General features: G+C 66.3%; 12 protein-coding genes and 1 tRNA gene. 9 read left to right on the top strand and 4 right to left on the bottom strand.

Annotation, left to right across the window (positions count from 1 at the left end):
• Window positions 1-6: 6 nt before the first annotated feature.
• Window positions 7-82 (bottom strand) — tRNA-Ala (locus ACE3OO_RS06995).
• A gap of 449 nt (window positions 83-531) precedes the next feature.
• Between ACE3OO_RS06995 and ACE3OO_RS06990 the strand changes: the two genes are divergently transcribed.
• From ACE3OO_RS06990 to ACE3OO_RS06955, 8 genes are all read left to right on the top strand, one after another.
• Window positions 532-783 carry a YggT family protein gene (locus ACE3OO_RS06990; RefSeq protein ID WP_374304669.1) on the top strand — a complete coding sequence of 84 codons (252 nt, stop codon included), beginning with the start codon at window positions 532-534 and terminating at the stop codon, window positions 781-783.
• On the top strand, window positions 765-1,115 hold the full coding sequence (locus ACE3OO_RS06985; RefSeq protein ID WP_374301183.1) for a DUF167 family protein: 351 nt from the start codon (window positions 765-767) through the stop codon (window positions 1,113-1,115). The genes ACE3OO_RS06990 and ACE3OO_RS06985 overlap by 19 nt, the downstream gene beginning before the upstream one ends.
• Window positions 1,116-1,119: 4 nt before the next feature.
• Window positions 1,120-2,001, top strand: a complete 882-nt coding sequence (gene folD / locus ACE3OO_RS06980; protein WP_374301181.1) for a bifunctional methylenetetrahydrofolate dehydrogenase/methenyltetrahydrofolate cyclohydrolase FolD — start codon at window positions 1,120-1,122, stop codon at window positions 1,999-2,001.
• 242 nt (window positions 2,002-2,243) lie between these two features.
• The gene (gene gcvA / locus ACE3OO_RS06975) at window positions 2,244-3,218 is read left to right on the top strand and encodes a transcriptional regulator GcvA (RefSeq protein ID WP_374301179.1); all 975 of its coding nucleotides are present in this window, start codon (window positions 2,244-2,246) and stop codon (window positions 3,216-3,218) included.
• Window positions 3,219-3,282: 64 nt separating this feature from the next.
• Window positions 3,283-4,182 (top strand): serine aminopeptidase domain-containing protein, encoded by a 900-nt coding sequence (locus tag ACE3OO_RS06970; RefSeq protein WP_374301176.1) that lies wholly within the window; start codon window positions 3,283-3,285, stop codon window positions 4,180-4,182.
• A gap of 1 nt (window position 4,183) precedes the next feature.
• Window positions 4,184-5,011, top strand: a complete 828-nt coding sequence (locus tag ACE3OO_RS06965; protein ID WP_374301174.1) for an amidohydrolase family protein — start codon at window positions 4,184-4,186, stop codon at window positions 5,009-5,011.
• 7 nt (window positions 5,012-5,018) lie between these two features.
• A complete protein-coding gene (locus tag ACE3OO_RS06960; protein WP_374301171.1) occupies window positions 5,019-5,465 on the top strand; it encodes a PaaI family thioesterase in 447 nt (148 codons plus the stop codon).
• A gap of 135 nt (window positions 5,466-5,600) precedes the next feature.
• Window positions 5,601-6,533 carry an alpha/beta fold hydrolase gene (locus ACE3OO_RS06955; RefSeq protein WP_374301169.1) on the top strand — a complete coding sequence of 311 codons (933 nt, stop codon included), beginning with the start codon at window positions 5,601-5,603 and terminating at the stop codon, window positions 6,531-6,533.
• Here the strand turns inward: ACE3OO_RS06955 and ACE3OO_RS06950 are convergent.
• Genes ACE3OO_RS06950 through ACE3OO_RS06940 form a run of 3 tightly spaced genes read right to left on the bottom strand, consistent with a single transcriptional unit; the run spans window position 6,520 to window position 11,161 of the window.
• On the bottom strand, window positions 6,520-7,962 hold the full coding sequence (locus ACE3OO_RS06950; RefSeq protein ID WP_374301167.1) for an efflux transporter outer membrane subunit: 1,443 nt from the start codon (window positions 7,960-7,962) through the stop codon (window positions 6,520-6,522). The two genes, ACE3OO_RS06955 and ACE3OO_RS06950, sit on opposite strands and share 14 nt — an antisense overlap.
• A gap of 7 nt (window positions 7,963-7,969) precedes the next feature.
• A complete protein-coding gene (locus ACE3OO_RS06945; protein WP_374301165.1) occupies window positions 7,970-9,979 on the bottom strand; it encodes a MacB family efflux pump subunit in 2,010 nt (669 codons plus the stop codon).
• 21 nt (window positions 9,980-10,000) lie between these two features.
• Window positions 10,001-11,161 (bottom strand): efflux RND transporter periplasmic adaptor subunit, encoded by a 1,161-nt coding sequence (locus ACE3OO_RS06940; RefSeq protein ID WP_374301163.1) that lies wholly within the window; start codon window positions 11,159-11,161, stop codon window positions 10,001-10,003.
• Window positions 11,162-11,524: 363 nt separating this feature from the next.
• Here ACE3OO_RS06940 and ACE3OO_RS06935 point away from each other — a divergent pair, with 363 nt between their 5' ends.
• Complete coding sequence (locus tag ACE3OO_RS06935) at window positions 11,525-13,747, top strand: TonB-dependent receptor (protein WP_374301161.1); 2,223 nt, start codon at window positions 11,525-11,527, stop codon at window positions 13,745-13,747.
• The last annotated feature ends 27 nt before the right edge of the window (window positions 13,748-13,774 follow it).

Raw genomic sequence — 13,774 nt, 5'->3', positions numbered from 1 at the left:
GAGATTTGGTGGAGCCGAGGGGAATCGAACCCCTGACCTCCTCATTGCGAACGAGGCGCTCTCCCATCTGAGCTACGGCCCCAAGCCGGTGCGCCGGCCATAAGATCAAGGGGGACTTCGCAAAGGTCCCGGCCGGGCGGCTAGCAAGTAGCAAACGGGCCGGGCTTTGTCCACACCTTAAACCCCCGAAATCGTGGGCCGGCTCGGCTCCTGGCCGGGCCCTGCCCGCTGCCGGAAGCCGGCCGGCCGCCTTGCCGTTTTTGCGCACGGTTTTCGCAATGGGCCCCGATATTTGTCCCCATCTTTAGGTTCCGGCGGGCAGCCCGCTCGGTTGCGTTTCCGCCCGCCTGCCGGTATCACTCCCCGGTGTCGTTTCCGACCATGGCCGACCATGGTCTCGCCGCCCCGGTCGGGCAGCAGGCGCCGGCCTGTCGCCCGGCCCGTTACCCGGCCCTGTTATCCGGCCCTGTTATCCGGCCTAGTCCGCCACTCCCGGAGGGTTACGTGCATTCGCTGATCATCCTGATCGATATGGTGCTGAACCTCTATATGTGGGTGCTGATCGCCTCCGCCATTCTGAGCTGGCTGGTCGCCTTCAACGTCATCAACACGCGCAACCGCGTGGTCTATGCCATCGGCGATTTCCTCTACCGCATCACCGAGCCGCTGCTGCGCCCGATCCGGCGCATCCTGCCCAACCTGGGCGGCATCGACCTGTCGCCGGTGGTGCTGATCCTGCTGCTGATCTTCATCCGCAACCTGCTGTGGGAATATCTGGCCTGACGGCTGGCATTCAGCCCTGGAAACACCAGGCCGACGGCCTGCGCCTGTTCGTGCGCCTCACGCCCAAGGGCGGGCGCGATGCCATCGAAGGCGTGAAGCCGACTGCGGATGGATCCTGCGAACTGGTGGCGCGGGTGACCGCCGTGCCGGAAGACGGCAAGGCCAATGCCGCGCTGCTGAAGCTGCTGGCCAAAAGCCTGAAACTGCCCGGCCGCGATTTCGAGATCGTCGCCGGCGCCACCGACCGGCACAAGCAGATCCTTATTTCCGGCGATCCCGCCGCGCTGGACACGGCGCTGTCTGGCTGGCTCGCCGCATTGAACAAGAGGTGATCCCATGACGACGATCCTGGACGGCAAGGCGGTGGCGGTGGCATTGCGCCAAGAGGTGGCCGCGCGCGTGAAACGCTTCGAGGCCAGGGCTGGCCGCCTGCCGGGCCTGACCGTGGTGCTGGTCGGCAACGATCCGGCTTCGGAAGTCTATGTGCGCAACAAGGGCGTGCAGACGCGCGAGGCCGGCATGATCTCCGACGAGGTCAAGCTGCCGGAAAGCACCAGCCAGCGCGACCTGCTGAACGTGGTGGCGCGGCTGAATGCCGATCCCAGCGTGGACGGCATCCTGGTGCAGATGCCGCTGCCCAAACAGATCGACACCCAGGCGATCATCGAGGCGATCGACCCGCTGAAGGATGTCGACGGCCTGCATCCGGTGAATGCCGGCAAGCTGGCCCAGGGCATGGAGGCGCTCACGCCCTGCACGCCGCTGGGCTGCATGATCCTGCTGGAAAAGGCCGGCGTCGAGGTGGCTGGCGCCAACGCGCTGGTGATCGGCCGCTCGATCCTGGTGGGCCGGCCGGTTGCCGGTCTGCTGCTGGCCGGCAATGCCACCGTCACCATCGCCCATTCGCGCTCGCGCGACCTGCCCGTGCTGTGCAAGCAGGCCGATATCCTGATCGCCGCCGTGGGCAAGCCCGAGATGGTGCGCGGCGAATGGATCAAGCGCGGTGCCGCCGTGATCGATGTGGGCATCAACCGCGTGCCCAAGGACGACGGCAAGACCAAGCTGATCGGCGATGTGCATTATGCCTCGGCCGTCGAGCAGGCCGGCGTGATCACGCCGGTGCCGGGCGGCGTCGGCCCGATGACGATTGCCTGCCTGCTGCAGAACACGCTGACGGCAGCCTGCTACCGCGAAAAGATCGATCCGAAGACGCTGTAGAAAAAGACGCTTCAGAAAAGACATGGATGGCCGGCCAAGAAAGCGCTTTCTGGGTCCGGCCATGACGTCCTATATAACCGTCAGGCCCGGGTTTGACCCGGGCATCCACGATTTTCCTTATTCTGCTTTAAAGCGCCGGCTGGTCTGCGATGGCGCACTAGACCAAGGTCGGGCCTGCCGCGGCGTCAGTCTGCCGCCACGTCACGGCTTCCCATTCGCCTGAATCGTCCTAATCTGGGGCCATGGCCAAACGCCTGCCGCCCCTGCTGGCCCTCGAGGCCTTCGACGCCGCCGCCCGCCATTTGAGCTTCAAGGCGGCCGCCACCGAGCTCAACCTCACGCCGTCGGCGATCAGTCATCGCGTGAAGCAGATCGAACAGCATCTGGGCCTGAGCCTGTTCCGCCGGCTCAACCGCGAGATCCGCCTCACCGAGGCCGGGCAGGATTATTTCAGCACGGTGCGCAAGGCCTTCGACCAGGTGGCGCAGGCCTCGCTGCGCGTGGGCCAGACGCCCCATGCCGAAGACCTGCGGCTGTCGGCCGTGCCCAATGTGGCGGCCACCTGGATCATTCCCAACCTGGCCGAATTCCTGGAAAGCCAGCCGGGCCTGCGGCTGTTCGTGGAATCCTCGCCGCGCCATGCCGATTTCGCGCGCGATGCCATCGATGCCGCCGTGCGGTTCGGCCATGGCCGCTGGCCGGGGCTGACCGCCGTGAAGCTCACCGACCTGGCGACCACCGTGGTCTGCGCGCCGAAACTGGCGGCGAAGCTGAAAACTCCGCGCGATCTGCGCGGCCAGACGCTCATCCATCTGTCCACCTTCGCCGATGCCTGGCCGCGCTGGCTGCGCGCCGCCGGCGTCGACGGCATCACCGCCGGCCGCGAGGTCTGGGTCGACAGCGTGGTGCAGATGCTGGAGGCGGCCGAGCAGGGGCTGGGCGTGGCGCTGGCCGTGGTGCCGCTGATCGCGCCAAAGCTGGCCGACAAACGGCTGGTGATGCCGTTTCCCGTGGTGGTGCCGGCCGACCAGGGCTACTGGTTCGTCTGCCGCCGCGCCGATGCCGAACGGCCGTCGCTGCAGGCCCTGCGCGACTGGCTGGTCGATTTGATGCGGCGGGCCAACACGCAGATGGCGCCCTTTATGCCGGCCCAAGACGCGAACGGCAAAAAGGCCAAAACCGGAAAACGTCGCGCGCCCCTGCGTCAGGTGAAATGAATTCATCCGAGCCGCGGCACTTTGCATTTGTCCGCGCCCGGGCGGCGATCCTATAGATCGCGGCATGACCACATTGCCTCCCGAATCCGTCACCCTCACGGCTGCCGATGGCCAGCAGCTTTCGGCCCGCCTGTTCGCGCCCGTGCCGTCGGCTTTCAACGGCCTGACCCTGCAGATCAACGGCGCCACCGGCGTGCCGCGCGGCTATTACGATGCCTTTGCCGCCTATATGGCCGGGCGCGGTTTCGCCGTGCTGAATTTCGACTATCGCGGCATTGCCGGCTCGCGCGAGACATCGCCCGGCGCGCCGGCGCCGCGCATGCTCGACTGGGCCCGCCACGATATTCCCGCCGCCGCCGCCTTCCTCAGCCAGCGTTTCCCCGAGGCGCGGCCCTGCATGGTCGGCCATTCCTTCGGCGGCCAGGCCCTGGGCCTGCTGCCGCGGGCGGAAGACATCGCCGCCGCAATCACCATCGGCGCCCAGCAGGGCTACTGGCGCAACTGGCCGGCGGCGCATCAGGTGCGGCTGGCGGCGATCTGGTATGTCGCCATGCCGCTGACCGTGGCTTTGCGCGGCCATGTGCCGGGCCGCATGCTGGGCGGCGAGCCGCTGCCGCGCGGCGTGGCGCTGGACTGGGCGCGCTGGTGCCGCACGCCGCATTACATGTCCGACGATACCGGCAAGCCGCTGCAGCCGCAGAACCGTCGCATCCGCGCGCCCCTGCGCATGATCAGCTTCGCCGACGATGTGGATTTCGGGCCGAGGCGGGGCGTGGATGCTTTGGCCCAGACCTATGCCGGTGCCCGGATCGACCGCCAGCATATCGCGCCGCGCGACTGGGGCCTGCAGCGCATCGGCCATTTCGGCTTCTTCAAGCGCGACATGCCGGCCGAACGCTGGGCCGAGATGGCCGAGTGGCTTTACAACGCGGCCTACCGCAAAAGCGATTCCCGCGCGGCCTGACATGCGTGCGGGCACTCCCATTATCGATTCCTGGGCGCAGCCGGTTTTCAATGCACGCCAGACCATGCCCGAAGTGGTGCGGCTGTTCGAGCAGTCGGGCACGGCGGCCATGCTAGACCGCGCGCTGTCGCCCGACGAGGTGGTGGCGCTGATGGATGCCGCCGGCATCGACCGGCTGATGTTCTGCGCCTGGGCGCGGCCCGGCCGCTGGGTGGTGTCGAACGACGAGGTGGCGCGCTTCACCCGCGCCTATCCGGATCGCTTCACCGGCGTCGCCGCCGTGGACCTGCACAAGCCGATGGAGGCCGTGCGCGAGCTGGAGCGCGCCGTGAAGGAGCTCGGCTTCAGGGCCTTGCGCGTGGTGCCCTGGCTGTGGGAATTGCCGCCCACCGACCGGCGCTATTATCCGCTCTATGCCAAATGCGTCGAGCTCGGCATTCCCTTCTGCACCCAGGTCGGCCATACCGGGCCGCTGTTTCCCTCCGAGACCGGACGGCCGATCCCCTATATCGACCAGGTGGCGCTGGATTTCCCCGAGCTGGTCATCGTGGGCGGCCATATCGGCTTTCCCTGGACCGAGGAGATGCTGGCCCTGTGCTGGAAGCATCCGAATGTCTACATCGATACCTCGGCCTATCTACCCAAGATGTATCCGCCGGCGTTGCTGCAGTTCATGAAAGGCTACGGGCAGGACAAGGTGCTGTTCGGCACCAACTTCCCGCATCTGCCGTTCGACCGCTGCATCAAAGGCGTCGAATCGCTGGACCTGCCGGCCGAGGCAAAGGCGAAATTTCTCGGTGGCAACGCGCGCCGGGTCTTCGGCCTGTGAGCGCGGCATGGCGGATGGATCGCGGATTCCCTTTCGTCGCGACGCGGCCGATCGCGCTCTCTCGCTCTCGCTGTTCAATCGCCGCGCGGAGATTCTCTGGTTCGGTTTCGATGGAAGTTTCGGGACGGACGAGGCCGTCATCGGCCTGACGGCGTTACCCGAAGGCATGCTCGGCGGTGGCGGCGCGGCGGCGCTGAATGGCGGCGTGATTGCCGCCGGATTTGATGCGGCGGTGGTGCTGGCCGGCCTCGGACATTACGATACCGACACCGTGGTCACGCTGAATCTGGCGGTGCAGTTCCTGCATCTGGCACGGCCCGCGCCGTCGCTCGCCTTCCGCGCCTGGGCAACACGCACAACACGGCATGTCTGCTTCGTCGAGGGGCGGCTGGGTGACGGCGACACGGTTTTCGCCAGCTGTACCGGCATGGTGATGCCGGTATATGCCGGATAGCGGCGGCCGCAGCCGTTCGTCACGCAGTCGTGATTCAACGAATCGGGTTGACGTGACGGCAGACCGATCACAGTCGCGCGACCTTACGTCGCGCGTAATTGCCGGCGCGGAATTGGCGCCTCTAGCCTGCGCGCCATGCAGACACCGCGACTGAAGATTCTCTCCGTCTCCATCCCCGTGCCCGATGGCCAGATCCTGGCCGGCACGTTGATCGAGCCTGCCCGGCCCAATGGCGTGAGCGTGCAGATCAATGCGGCCACCGGCGTCGCGCGCCGTTATTACGAAAGCTTCGCCGCCTTCCTCGCCGGGCGCGGCTTCACCGTGCTGGCCTTCGACTATCGCGGCATCGGCGGTTCGCCGCAGAGCCCCGGAGCGCCGTTGCCGCGCATGCTCGACTGGGGCCGGCGCGACATTCCCGCCGCCGCCGATTTCCTCAGCCGGCATGCGCCCGGCCATCGCCGCGCCATGGTGTGCCATTCCTTTGGCGGCCAGATGCTGGGCCTGATGCCGCAGGCCGGCGAGATCGATGCCGTGCTGGCGATTGCCTCGCAGCATGGCTACTGGCGCAACTGGTCGCGCCGGCATCAGATTCGGCTGCTGCTGTCATGGTATGTCGCGTTTCCGGCAGTGGTCGGCCTGATCGACCGGATTCCGGGCTGGTGGCTGGGCGGCCAGCCGCTGCCCGGCGCCATCGCGCGCGACTGGCGGCGCTGGTGCTGCTCGCCGCATTATCTGGTCGACGACGACGGTGCGCCGTTGCGGCCGCATAATCATGCCGTGCGCGCCCGCATGCGCATGATCAGCTTCGCCGACGATCACGATTTCGGACCGAAGAAGGGCGTCGACAGGCTGATGGGCTATTACCCCAACGCCAGCATCGAACGCCTGCATGTGGCGCCGCGCGACTGGGGCCTGCAGCGCATCGGCCATTTCGGCTTCTTCAAGCGCGACATGCCGCAGCAATGCTGGGCGGCGCAGGCCGACTGGCTGCTGCAGGCGGCGTCGGCGCCGGCGACAGCGACGGCGTCGGCCGGCGCCGGCGGGGCGCAGAACCTCAAGGCCGGGTGATGATAGGCGGCACCGTGCTGCCGTCCCAGCCGCCGCCGAGTGCCTTGTAGAGATCGACGCTGGCGGTGAAGCGGCTGAGGCCCGCCTGCACCATCGCATCGTTGGCCGAGAACACCGAACGCTGGGCATCCAGCAGGTCGAGGAATCCCACCGTGCCGGCGCGATAGCGCGCTTCCACGATGCGGTAGGCATCGTTGGCCTGATTGAAGGCTTCCGAGGCAAAGCCGTATTGCCGGCCGGTATTCAGCGTGGCGCCCAGCGCGTCTTCCGTGTCGCGGAAGGCCGAGAGGATGGCGCCGCGATAACTTTCCACCAGTTCCTGGCTCTGGGCGCGCGCCAGCTCCTCCTGGCCTTCCAGCTTGCCGCCCTGGAAGATCGGCGCGGTGAGCGAGGCGGCGATGGAATAGATCATCGTGTTGGGCTCAAACAGCGCGGCCGTCGTGCCGCTCTGGGTGCCGGCCCGCGCCGTGAGGTCGAGGCTGGGGAAGCGCGCGGCCCGCGCCGCGCCGATATCGAAATTGGCGGCGCGCAGGTCGCTTTCCGCCTTGCGCAGGTCGGGCCGGCGCAGCAGCAGCTCCGACGGCAGACCGGCGGCCACCGGCGGCAGGTTCAGTCCGGCCAGGGTGTTGCCCGCCACGCGGAAACCCTGCGGGTTGCGGCCGATCAGCACGGCCAGTGCATCCAGGGCCTGGCGTTCGCTCTGCTCCAGCGCCGCCACGGTGGCGCGCTGGGTGGCGACGCTACTGCGCTGCTGCGCGACTTCGTAATCGGTGGTCACGCCCAGCCGGCGCTGGCTTTCCAGCAGTTCCAGCACGCCTTCGGCCACGCGCAGGGTATCGTTGGCCAGACGTATACGGTCGCGCAGCGACAGGACCTGGAAATAGCCGGTGGCGATATCGGCATAGAGCGTGATCGCCACGGTCTCGCGGTCGAAACGGCTGGACTCCAGCCGGGTCAGTGCCGCATCGGCGGTGGCCGAGTTGGCGCCGAAGAGATCCACCTGGTAGCCGGCGGTGAGGTTGCCGGCGAAGCTGTTGCGGATGACCTGACCCGAGGTCGCGCTGCTGCTGGTGGTATTCGTTGTGCTGGTGCCGCGGCCGGTGCGGCTGCGGGTGGCCGAGCCATCGCTGCCCAAAGTGGGATAGAGCGCGGCGCCGGAGATCTTGGCCTGTGCCTCGGCCTGGCGGATGCGGGCCACGGCGGCGCGCAGGTCGGTGTTGCCGGCCTGGGCCTCGGTGATCAGGGCGTTCAGCTCGGCGCTGCCGAAACTGTGCCACCATCCGGCATCGGGCCAGAGGCCGGCGCCGTCCTGCCGGCTGTCCCACGCCTTCGGCGTTTCGACGGCGGGCTTGAAATAGTCGGGCACCATCGAGCAGGCGCCAAGCGAAAGGGCAAGCACGGCCGTGGCCGTCAGACGGAAGGCAGGCATGGTTGGGTTATTCCGCAGCGAGGGCGACCACAGGGTCGAGATCGGCGGCCTTGCGCGCCGGCAGATAGCCGAACAGCAGGCCGGTGGCGAAGGCGCAGGAGAAGGCGAGCAATACAGGTTCGGGCGAGAAGATCACCGGCCGGCCGAACCACGCGAACAGCCAGGTCGTGCTTAAGCCGACGGCCACGCCGATCAGGCCGCCGAGCGTGCAGATCGCCAGGGCTTCGGAATTGAACTGCAGCATGATGTTCAGCCGGCGCGCGCCGGTTGCCATGCGCACGCCGATCTCGCGCGTGCGCTCGGTGACGCTGACCAACATGATGTTCATCACGCCGATGCCGCCCACCAGCAGGGCGATGGCGGCAATCGAGCCAAGCAGGATGGTCAATGTATTCTGGGTGGCCATGGCGGTTTCGATGATCGAGGCCATGTTGCGGATCTGGAAATCCTCCGCGCGATGGCGCGCGACCAGAAGCTGGCGGATTTCCTCCTGCGTGTCATCGATCTTCGTCACATCCTCGACCTGGACTGTGATCGTCTTCACATAACGCTGGCCGAACAGCCGCAACATGCCGGTGGTGAGCGGCGCGTAGATCACATCGTCCTGATCGGCACCCCATGGCGTGGCACCCTTGGACGTCATGGTGCCGATGACCTGGAAGGGAATGCTGTTCAGCAGGATGTAGTTGCCGACCGGCTGGCCGCCGGGGAACAGGTTGTTCGCCACGGTCTGGCCGATCACCGCCACGGGCACATAGGCCCGCACATCCTCGTCCGAGAAGAACACGCCTTCGGCCACCGGCCAGTCGCGCGCCTTGGGGAAATCGGCGACCGTGGAATTGACCTGGGTGACGGTGTCGCGGTCGCGGTAGCGCGCGGTGACGTTGCCGGTATATTCCGGCACCACGGCGATGACATTGCCGATCTCGGCCTTGATCGCATCGGCATCCTCGGCCACCAGGGTTGCCGTGATGCCGTCGCTGCGCCGGATGTTCGGCGCGCCGGGCCGGATCAGCAGCAGGTTGGTGCCCATGGCGGTGATGCGGTCGAGCACCGATTGCTTGGCGCCGTCGCCGATCGCCAGCATCGCCACCACCGAGGCCACGCCGATGATGATGCCCAGCAGGGTGAGCAGCGTGCGCAGCAGGTTGCCGCGCAAAGCCTGCAGGGCCATGCGGCCGGCTTCCAGCGCGTCGAACAGGGCAAAGCCCGTGCGGACGTGATGCTCGGGATGTTTCGGTGCGGCCTGTGTCGGCGTGACGCTTCCGGTGCCGCGGTCGGAGACGATGTTGCCGTCCTTCAGCTCGACGATGCGGTTGGCCTGTGCCGCCACTTCGGGATCATGGGTGATCAGCAGAACGGTGTGGCCCTGGGCATTCAGGTCGCGCAGAAGCTGCATCACTTCGGCGCCGCTTTTGCTGTCCAGCGCGCCGGTCGGCTCGTCGGCCAGGATGATGGCGCCGCCGTTCATCAGGGCGCGGGCAATCGAAACGCGCTGCTGCTGGCCGCCGGAAAGCTGCGCCGGGCGATGATCCATGCGGTCGGACAGTCCAAGCCGTGTCAGCAGTTCGGCGGCGCGTGCCGCGCGTTCGCCGCGTGACAGGCCGGCATAGATCGCCGGCATCTCGACATTGCCGGCGGCGGTTTCACCCGGCAGCAGGTTGTATTGCTGGAAGATGAAACCAAAAGCCTCGCGGCGCAGCAGGGCGCGCCGGTCGGCATCCAGGGCCGCGACTTCGGTGCCGTCCAGCGTGTAAGAGCCGCTGGTCGGCCGGTCGAGCAGGCCGATGAGATTCATCAGGGTTGATTTGCCCGAGCCCGAGGCGCCCATGATGGCGATGAATTCGCCGGCATGGATGTCGAGCGAGATGCCGTGCAGGACCTCGACGGCCAGCGTGCCGCGATAAAAGGTCTTGCGGATGTCGCGCAGGCGGATCACCGGCTGGTCAGTGGTTTGGCCGGTTTTCCGGTCCGGCTGCAGAATGGCCTGCTGGTCGCCCTGCTGGGTGGAGGACATGACATTCATCGCAATGCCCCGCTACAGCCGCGGCGGCGGGCCGGACGGGCCGCCTTGGCGTGACGCCGCATTGCGCTGTCCGGCCGGCGGCGCATCCAGCACGATCTCCTCGCCGGCTTTCAGGCCGCTTTTGATCGCGGCATTCACGCGGTTGCTGGCGGCGACCTCCACGATGCGGCGCACCGGCTGGCCGTTTTCCATCACGCGCAGGGCGAAGCGGGCCTTGTCGTTGGGCAGCGGCCGCAGGGCCGCCATCGGCACGACGGGCAGGTTCTCGGCTTTCGCCACCACGAAGAAGACCTGTGCGCTCATCTGGGTCAGCAGGTCATGCTCGGGATTGGCGACGTCGAACAGCGCGGAATACAACACCACATTATTGACGGTTTCCGGCGTCGGCAGGATCTGGCGCAAGGTGCCGGTGCGTTTCTTGTCGGGCTGGCCCAGCGTGGTGAAATATGCCGGCATGCCAATGGTCAGTTTGGGCACATCGGCTTCCGAGACCTGGGTTTTCACCGTCATGGTATCGAGATCGGCGATGCGCAGGATGATCGGGGCCTGCTGGTTGGCGTTCAGGGTCTGGCCCTGACGCGCGCTGATATCCACCACCGTGCCGGTCATCGGCGCGTAGATCTTGGTGTAACCCAGATTGGCCTGGTCGGAGCGCAGCGTCGATTCGCCTTGTTGAATTTGCGCATCCAGCACGGCGATCTGAGCCAGCAGCGAGCGGCGGTTGGCTTCGGCGCTGTCGTAGGAATCCTGGCTGGTGGCGCGTTCGGCCAGCAGGCGGCGCTGGCGCTCGAACTGACGCTCGGCGAGGCCGAGCTGCACCTGCTTGTCGGCGCGCTGCGCCTTCAGGGCCAGCAGGTTGGCCTGATCGGCGGCGACACGCGCCTCATAGACGGTGGGATCGATCTGCGCCAGCAGGGCGCCCTGCTCCACGCGCTGGCCGTAATCCACGGATATGACCTTCAGCTGGCCCGAAACCTGTGTGCCGACATCGACGTAGGTCAGCGGCTGCAGGGTGCCGACCGCCGATACGGTGTCCTCCACGCTGCCCAGGGCCACGCTGTGGATGCGGAAAGAGGGCTGGGTGTCGGTGCGGGCAGACCAGTACCACCCGGCCCCGCCGGCCAGTAGCAGGGCGAGGGCGACGGCGGAGAAGGTCAGGGCAGGGCGTTTCATAATACGAGGCCAAATGAAGGGTTTACGGGTTAAACGGGCTTGCCGCCGGAGTCCTGCGCTGGACCTGACAATACTCGGACCGGATGACCGAACATGGAAGGGGATGGCGGCAGGGCTGGTGTGGCGGCAGGGCCACATTGATAATTATACTAGTGATAATCAGTTGCAATATTACCAATAGCAATGCTATGTCCCTGTCCGCCAGATGCGGGCGGCTAAAAAAGTCCCGCCACGGCTGTGTCCGCGGAGACTGATTTCCGCGGCCATATCAATTGCCAAGCCAGCCCAGTCCGGCCTTGCGGCCTGCCGCGCCGGACCCGCCAGCCAGGTTTCCATCCTTTTCTCGTGTTCCGGGGGTGAACCATGGCTGATTCCAGCCTTCCGACCATTCAGCAACCCACTGTTGGCCGCCTGCGGCTGGGCCGCGTCGCGCCGCATGTGCTGGGCGCCGCTTCCGCTGTCGCGCTCGGCGCCGCTGCCCTGCCGGCCCAGGCCCAGCAGGCCAGCCAACCGGCCCAGCTGCCGACCATTGCCGTCGAGGGCGAAAAGCCGGCCGCAGCCGAGGGGTACAGGGTCGAGCAGTCGGCCTCGCCGAAATTCACCGCGCCGCTTCTGGACACACCCAAGTCGGTGACCGTGATCCCGCAGGAGGTGATCCAGGAGCGCGCCGCCACATCGCTGACCGAAGTGCTGCGCACCACCCCGGGCATAAGCCTGGGTTCGGGCGAAGGCGGCACCGCCATCGGCGACCGGCCGTTCATCCGCGGCTTCGACGCCATGAGCAGCACCTATATCGACGGACTGCGCGATACCGGTGCGCAGTCGCGCGACACGTTCAATCTTGAGCAGGTGGAGGTCACCAAGGGGCCGAGCGGCGCCATGGTTGGCCGCGGCGCCACCGGCGGCGTGCTCAACCTGGTCAGCAAGACCGCGAAGGCCGAGGATTTCACCGCCGGCAGCCTGACGCTGGGCACCGACATGACCAAGCGGGCGACCGCCGACGTCAATCGCGTAATCGACAACAACATCGCCTTCCGCATCAACGCCATGGCGCATGATGGCGAGGTGGCCGGCCGCGACGAGGTGGATATCACCAAGTTCGGTTTCGCGCCGACCGTGACCTTCGGCCTGAACAAGCCGACCCGCCTCACGCTCAGCTACTTCCATTTCCAGACCGATGGTCTGCCCGATTACGGCCACACCTTCGATCCGCGCACCGGCAAGCCGATCAGCGTTTCGCGCGACAATTTCTACGGCCTGACCAGCCGGGATTTCCGCGAAACCTATTACGACGGCCTGACGGCGCAGCTGGAACACGATCTGACCGACAACACGGTGCTGCGCAACACCACGCGCTATGCCTATGCGCAGAACCATTACATCGTCACCAAGCCGGACTGGAATACCGGCACGGCAACGTCGCCGGTCAACATCCTGACGAACGGCCGGATCGAGCGTGAGACGCGCAGCCGCAACGCCGATACCGAGACGGTCGTCAACCAGACCGACCTGCAGAGCGAGTTCGATCTTGGCGGCTTCAAGAACGCCGCCATTACCGGCATCGAGCTGGCCCGCGAGCAGACCAAGAATCGCGGCTATACGCTGAGCCCCTCGTCGACCCAGGGCGATCTCTACAACCCGAATTCGTCGGATCCGTATACCGGCACGATCACGACCTCGAGCCAGTTCGCCAACACGCGCGTTGCCACGATGGCGATTTACGCCATCGACACCATCGCGCTGGCCCCGCAATGGGATCTCAATCTGGGCCTGCGCCTGGATGATTATCGCACCAATTCATACGGCACGACCCAGAACGGGGCATTCGACGGCAGCCGGCACGACACCTTCGTGAACTACCAGACCGGCCTGGTCTACAAGCCCATGCCCAACGGCAGCATCTATGTCGCCTACGGCACGTCCACCAATCCGGTCGGCAGTTCGGCCGGCGAGGGCGGTGACGAAGGCAATGTCGCGGCCAATAATGAAACCCTGAAGCCCGAGGAGAACCGCTCCTACGAACTCGGCACCAAGTGGGACCTGCTGAACAAGACGCTGTCGCTGACCGGCGCCGTGTTCCGCACCGAGAAGGAGAACGCCCGCGTCAGCGGCGTCACCAACACCGCCGAGCAGCTGCCGGTGGGCAAGCAGCGGGTGGATGGCTTCGAAGTCGGATTTGCCGGCAACCTGACCAGGGCGTGGAAGCTGTTCGGCGGCTATACCTTCCTGAAGAGCGAGATCGTCGACGATGGTCCGAATGCCAGCAACGATGGCAAGGAATTCCCGTCGATTGCGCCGCATAACATCAGCCTGTGGACCACGTACGACCTGACGCGCGACTGGGTGGTCGGCGGCGGCGCCATCTACACGGCGCGGCGTTATGCCAATACCGCGAATACCTACGAGCTGCCGTCCTATTGGCGCTTCGATGCCATGGTTGGCTACAAGGTGACCGAGAATGTGGATGTGCAGCTGAACGTGCAGAACCTGCTGGATGAAACCTATTACGACGCCACCCATGCCGGCCAGTTCGCCACCGTGGCGCCGGGCCGCACGGCGTTGCTGACGACGAACTTCAAGTTCTGAGTACCGCGTAAGACAATCCGCGCAGGA

The organism is Ferrovibrio sp. (genome assembly GCF_041906005.1).
In the GTDB taxonomy this organism is placed as follows: domain Bacteria; phylum Pseudomonadota; class Alphaproteobacteria; order Ferrovibrionales; family Ferrovibrionaceae; genus Ferrovibrio.
The sequence above is the reverse complement of the archived record's forward strand: the minus strand, read 5'-3'. Positions and strand labels throughout refer to the sequence as shown.